Origin of the sequence: Mycobacterium sp. (assembly GCF_035603715.1) — a bacterium.
Lineage (GTDB): Bacteria > Actinomycetota > Actinomycetes > Mycobacteriales > Mycobacteriaceae > Mycobacterium.
The window spans coordinates 1-5,503 of sequence record NZ_DATNJW010000271.1 but is presented as its reverse complement, the minus strand read 5'-3'; the positions used below and the strand labels follow the sequence as shown (position 1 = coordinate 5,503).

General features: G+C 66.6%; 6 protein-coding genes. 4 read left to right on the top strand and 2 right to left on the bottom strand.

Annotated elements, in window-relative coordinates:
- The coding region (locus tag VN856_RS11505) for a magnesium transporter MgtE N-terminal domain-containing protein (protein ID WP_325689060.1) at positions 1-940 on the bottom strand (940 nt) is incomplete at its 3' end.
- 23 nt (positions 941-963) lie between these two features.
- On the opposite strand from VN856_RS11505, the gene VN856_RS11500 reads away from it, so the two are divergent.
- Positions 964-1,935 carry a CoA ester lyase gene (locus VN856_RS11500; RefSeq protein WP_325689058.1) on the top strand — a complete coding sequence of 324 codons (972 nt, stop codon included), beginning with the start codon at positions 964-966 and terminating at the stop codon, positions 1,933-1,935.
- A 6-nt stretch (positions 1,936-1,941) separates the two neighbouring features.
- On the opposite strand, the gene VN856_RS11495 is transcribed toward VN856_RS11500, so the two are convergent.
- A complete protein-coding gene (locus VN856_RS11495) occupies positions 1,942-2,523 on the bottom strand; it encodes a DUF4190 domain-containing protein (protein ID WP_414686932.1) in 582 nt (193 codons plus the stop codon).
- A gap of 98 nt (positions 2,524-2,621) precedes the next feature.
- On the opposite strand from VN856_RS11495, the gene VN856_RS11490 reads away from it, so the two are divergent.
- From VN856_RS11490 to VN856_RS11480, 3 genes are read left to right on the top strand one after another with little or no spacing between them, the layout of a single operon-like run.
- Positions 2,622-3,152 (top strand): general stress protein, encoded by a 531-nt coding sequence (locus tag VN856_RS11490; RefSeq protein WP_325689054.1) that lies wholly within the window; start codon positions 2,622-2,624, stop codon positions 3,150-3,152.
- A 3-nt stretch (positions 3,153-3,155) separates the two neighbouring features.
- Positions 3,156-4,568: an extracellular solute-binding protein gene (locus VN856_RS11485; RefSeq protein ID WP_325689052.1), complete on the top strand. Its 1,413-nt coding sequence runs from the start codon at positions 3,156-3,158 to the stop codon at positions 4,566-4,568.
- Entirely contained in the window at positions 4,565-5,446 is an 882-nt protein-coding gene (locus tag VN856_RS11480; protein ID WP_325689050.1) for a sugar ABC transporter permease, read from the top strand. The genes VN856_RS11485 and VN856_RS11480 overlap by 4 nt, the downstream gene beginning before the upstream one ends.
- Positions 5,447-5,503 lie beyond the last annotated feature (57 nt).

Here is a 5,503-nt window from a genome sequence, read left to right as displayed (position 1 = left end):
GGTCGCGCACCCGGGCCAGCGCCTCGGCGACCGAGGTGTCCGGGGTCAAGACCACCGGCTCGGGGGTCATCAGGCCGCCCGCGGTGTCCGGTGAGTGCCGCAACATGCGCCGCACCGGGTCTGACTCCTCGGGATCCATCTGCCGCAGCAGCCTCTCGGCCAGGGTCGGATTCATCGTGCCGAGCAGGTCGGCGGCGTCGTCGGGGTCCATCTCCTCGAGCACGTCGGCCGCGCGCGCGTCGCCGAGCTGCATCAGCAACTCGGCCTGCTCGTCTTCCGGAAGCTCTTGCAAGATGTCGGCAAGCCGATCGTTGTCCAGCGCACTGGCCACCTCGTAACGGCGTTTCGTCGGCAACTCCCGTATCGCGTCGGCCACCTGGATCGGCCGCCACTTCTCGAACTGATGCAGCAGCTGCGCCACAGCCTGTCCCGGCATCGCCAGCGCGGACGGAGTCAGCCCCTGCACGCTGCGCCAGCCCACCACGTGTGTGGTGGTGCGTCGGCCGATGCGCCGCGGCACGCGCACCGAGACTCGCGTCACCATCCAGTCGCGCGTTCGCGTCTGCTCCAAACCCAAGTCGGTGACGACCACGTCGATGTCGGCCAGCTCAGGTAATTGCGGATCGTTGACCCGGACCTTGGTGTCCACGATCTGTCCCAGTACCAGAACCTCGCCCGGCCGTTGATCGAACCGGCTCATCGAGACGTTGTTGGTGTTGAGGGTCACCGCGTTGGGTTCGAACGACGCAACTCGCAGAATCGGTACGAAAATTCTTCGGCGCGAACTCATTTCGACGACGAGTCCAAGGACCCGGGGTTGCTGGCGAACGATGCTGATGCTGACCACGACGTCGCGCACTCGGCCGAGCGACTCGCCCATCGGGCCCAGGACTTGCATTCGCGCCAGCCGAGCCGCATACACCCTGTTGATCGAGGCCATGGTTGAAAGGGTAGGAGTGAAGCGTGAACAACGCCTATCGGCCCCGCCGAACTTGCCTGTCTGTGCCGGGCAGCAGCCAGAAGATGATCGACAAGTCCAAAGGTCTTCCGGCCGATGAGGTCTTCCTTGATCTCGAGGACGCCGTCGCACCCGACGCCAAGGCCGATGCCCGCGGCCGGGTGGCCGCCGCATTGGCCGCGCCCGGTTGGGCCGGACAGTTGCGCGGCGTGCGGGTCAACGACTGGACCACGCCTTGGACGCACGCCGACGTCATCGAAGTGGTGTCGGCTGTCGGGGCAGTGCCCGACGCCAAGCTCGACGTGGTGGTGCTGCCGAAAGTTTCCGACGTCTCACACGTCCAGGCGCTCGATCTGCTGCTGACTCAGTTGGAGGCGGTCCACGGACTTCCGGTGGGCGAGATCGGCATTGACGCGCAGATCGAAGATGCCCGCGGGTTGATGAACATCAACGCGATCGCCGCCGTGCCTCGGGTGCAGGCCCTGGTGCTCGGTCCCGCCGACCTGATGGCGAATCTGAACACCCGCACGCTGGTCGTCGGCGAGCAACCCGAGGGCTACGACGTCGGCGACGCTTATCACCACGTGCTGATGACGATCCTGGTGGCCGCGCGCGCCCACGGCGTCGCCGCTGTCGACGGCCCGTATCTGAAAGTGCGTGATGTGGAGGCGTTCCGGCGGGTGGCGGGCCGATCCGCCGCGCTCGGCTACGACGGCAAGTGGGTGCTGCACCCCGACCAGATCGCGGCGGGCAACGAGATCTTCAGTCCGCGGCAGGCCGATTACGACCACGCTGAGTTGATCCTGGAGGCCTACGAGTGGCACACGTCGGCGGCCGGCGGTGCCCGCGGAGCGGTGATGCTCGGCGACGAGATGCTCGACGAAGCCAGCCGCAAGATGGCGTTGGTGATCGCGGCCAAGGGACGCGCGGCAGGTATGGAGCGGCAGTCCGACCGGTTCGTCCCGCCGACGGGGTAACTCCGGTCAGAGCCACGTCAGCATCGGGGACTTCAGCGCGGCGGCGGTCAGCATGACCATCGCCAGCAAGAACAACATCGCCACCGTGGCGAGGCAGCCGATGACGATTCCGGCGATGGCCAACCCGCGGCCGGGCTGATGAGTCCGTCTGATCTGGCTGAGTGCGACGGCGCCCAGCACCACGCCGACGACGGGAATCAGCAGCCCGACATAGCAGAAGATGGCCAGCGGGATGCCGAGCACCACACCCGCGATCGAGGTGATCAGCGATGCGATGGCCAGCCCATTGGTGCCATACGAGCCGGCTTGATAGACCTGGTAGGGGTCATATGGACCGGGATAGGGCGGGGGTCCGCCGTACCCGATCGGCCCGCCGGGCGCTGGTGGCGGATAGCCGTACGGAGGCCCCGGCGGCGGCTGCGGAGGGTATTGCGGCTGCGGAGGAAATGGCGGCGCGAACTCCGGATAGTTCACCGGGGCCTGCGGGTCTACCGGCGGATGTGGGTACTGCTCCCAGGGGCGCGGCTGGTCTGCGTAAGCGCCGTACTCCTCACCGTGGTCACCGCCCTGACCTGTCATGGTGTTCAACCTAGCGTGACGCCCAGTTGGGCCAGCGTTTGCGCAGGTGATGGGCAAGCCGATAGTTGTTGAGCTCGGCGCGGCGATAACAGAGCAGAATGGAATATATGAGCAGCCCTTTTCAGCCGGGACAGGTTCCCGGTGCCGCACCCGGCGCACCGGCGGGGAGCCGGCGTGCGCCCGGATTACCGACGCCGCCGAAAGGCTGGCCGGTCGGTTCGTACCCCACGTATGCCGAAGCGCAGCGCGCCGTGGACTACCTGTCCGATCAACAGTTCCCGGTGCAACAGGTGACGATCGTCGGAGTGGATCTGATGCAGGTCGAGCGGGTCACCGGGCGGCTGACCTGGCCGAAAGTGTTGGGCGGCGGCGTGATCAGCGGCGCCTGGCTGGGCCTCTTCATCGGCTTGGTGCTGACCTTGTTGTTCTCCAGCCCCCACCCGCTGGAGGCGTTGACCACCGGTCTGGTCGCCGGAGTTTTCTTCGGCCTGATCACCTCGGCGATTCCGTACTCGATGGCGCGCGGCACCCGGGACTTCAGTTCCACGCTGCAATTGGTGGCCGGCCGATACGACGTTCTCTGCGACCCGCAGAACGCTGAGCACGCTCGGGATCTGCTTGCGCGCCTGGCCATCTGATTCGTGGCGACTCGTCACGGACGCGCACGCCGGGTCGGCGCCGTCGCGCTGGCGTTGCTGACCGCCGGATCAGCGATATCTTCCTGCGGAGCCGGTGACAGTGGGCGGGTGATCAGCCTTTACACCCCGGCCGGCGACGCCGCGACGTTCACCGCGGTGGCCCAGCGCTGCACCGACCAGTTCGGCGGCCGATTCAGCGTTCGGCAGGTCAGCCTGCCGCGGGGCACCGATGACCAGCGAGTGCAGTTGGCCCGCCGACTGAGCGCCAACGACCACACCGTCGACGTGATCGCGATGGACGTGATCTGGACTGCCGAGTTCGCCGAAGCGGGCTGGGTGCTGCCGCTATCGGACGACCCGGCCCGTCGCGCGGAGGCCGACGCCACCACCGATACCTTGCCCGGGCCGTTGAGCACCGCGATCTGGCGGCACCGGTTGTATGCCGCGCCCGTCAGCACGAACACCCAATTGCTCTGGTACCGGCCGGATTTGATGAACAAGCCGCCGGAAACCTGGAGCGGGGTGCTGGCCGAGGCCGCCCGGTTGCACGCCGCGGGCGGACCCAGCTGGATCGGGGTGCAAGCCAACCAGAATGAGGGTGTGGTGGTCTGGTTCAACACGCTGCTGGAAAGTGCCGGCGGCCAAGTGCTTTCCGACGACGGCAGCACGGTCACCCTCACCGACACGCCCGCGCACCGGACCTCCACCGTCACGGCGTTGCAGATCATGAAGTCGGTGGCTACCGCGCCCGGCGCCGACCCTTCGGTGACCCGAAGCGACGCGGGCACCGCGCGGCTGGCGTTCGAGCAGGGAAAGTCTGCGCTGGAAGTGAATTGGCCCTATGCGCTGGCGTCGATGCTGGAAAACGCGGTCAAGGGCGGAGTGCCGTTCTTGCCGCTCAACCGCAGTGCGAAGCTGGCGGGCAGCATCAACGACGTCGGATCGTTCGCCCCGACCGAACAGCAATTCCGCGAAGCCTATGACGCCAGCACAAGGATTTTCGGCTTCGCGCCCTACCCGGCGGTGCGGCCGGGGAAGCCGGCGACGGTGACGATCGGTGGGCTGAACCTGGCGGTGTCCAAGACCACTCGGCACAAAGCCGAGGCCTACGAAGCGATCCGGTGCCTGCGTGACGCGAGCAACGAGAAGTACATCTCGCTGGAAGGTGGCGTGCCGGCGGTGCGGACCTCGCTGTACGCCGACCCGCAATTCCAGGCGAAGTACCCGATGTACGAGATCATTCGGCGACAGCTCACCAAACCCGCGGTGCGGCTCGTGACGCCGGCCTACCAGGCGGTGTCGACGCGCATCGCCGCCACGCTCGCGCCGATCACCCGGATCGACCCGGAGACGACGGCCGACGAGCTCGCCGTGCAGGTGCGCAAAGCGATCGACGGCAAGGGTCTGCTGCCGTGACAACCGAGAACCGGAAGTCGGACACCCGACTGGCGTTCATCCTTGTCGGGCCCGCCGCATTACTGATGCTAGCCGTCACGGCATATCCGATCGGCTACGCGATTTGGCTGAGCCTGCAACGCAATAACCTGACCACCCCGAATGACACCCGGTTCATCGGCTTGGGCAACTACCAAACGATCTTGACCGATCGGTACTGGTGGACGGCGCTGGCGGTGACGTTGGCGATCACGGTCGCTTCGGTGTCCATCGAATTCGTGCTCGGCCTGGCGCTGGCGCTGGCGATGCACCGGACCCTGATCGGTAAGGGCCTGGTGCGCACCGCGGTGCTCATTCCGTACGGCATCGTCACGGTCGCCGCCTCCTACAGTTGGTACTACGCCTGGACGCCCGGCACCGGCTATCTCGCCAACCTGCTGCCACACGGCAGCGCTCCTCTGACTCACCAGTTTTCGTCGCTGGGCGTCGTCGTGATCGCCGAGGTGTGGAAGACAACGCCGTTCATGTCGCTGTTGCTACTGGCCGGCCTGGCGCTGGTGCCGGCCGACCTACTGCAGGCCGCAGAGATCGACGGCGCCGGCGCATGGCGGCGGCTGCGGAAGATCACGCTGCCGCTGATCAAACCGGCGATCCTGGTCGCGCTGCTGTTCCGCACGCTGGATGCGTTCCGGATCTTCGACAACATCTACGTCCTCACCGGCGGCACCGGCAACACCGGCTCGGTGTCGGTGCTTGGCTACGACAACTTGTTCAAAGGCTTCAATGTCGGTTTGGGTTCGGCAATTTCGGTGCTGATCTTCGGCTGCGTCACCGTGATCGCCTTCATCTTCATCAAGGTCTTCGGCGCGTCCGCACCAGGGGGCGCCGATGGGCGCTGAGCGCATGGGTGCCCGGCGTGCCGCGGCATGGGTGATCGTCGACGTCATGGTGCTGGT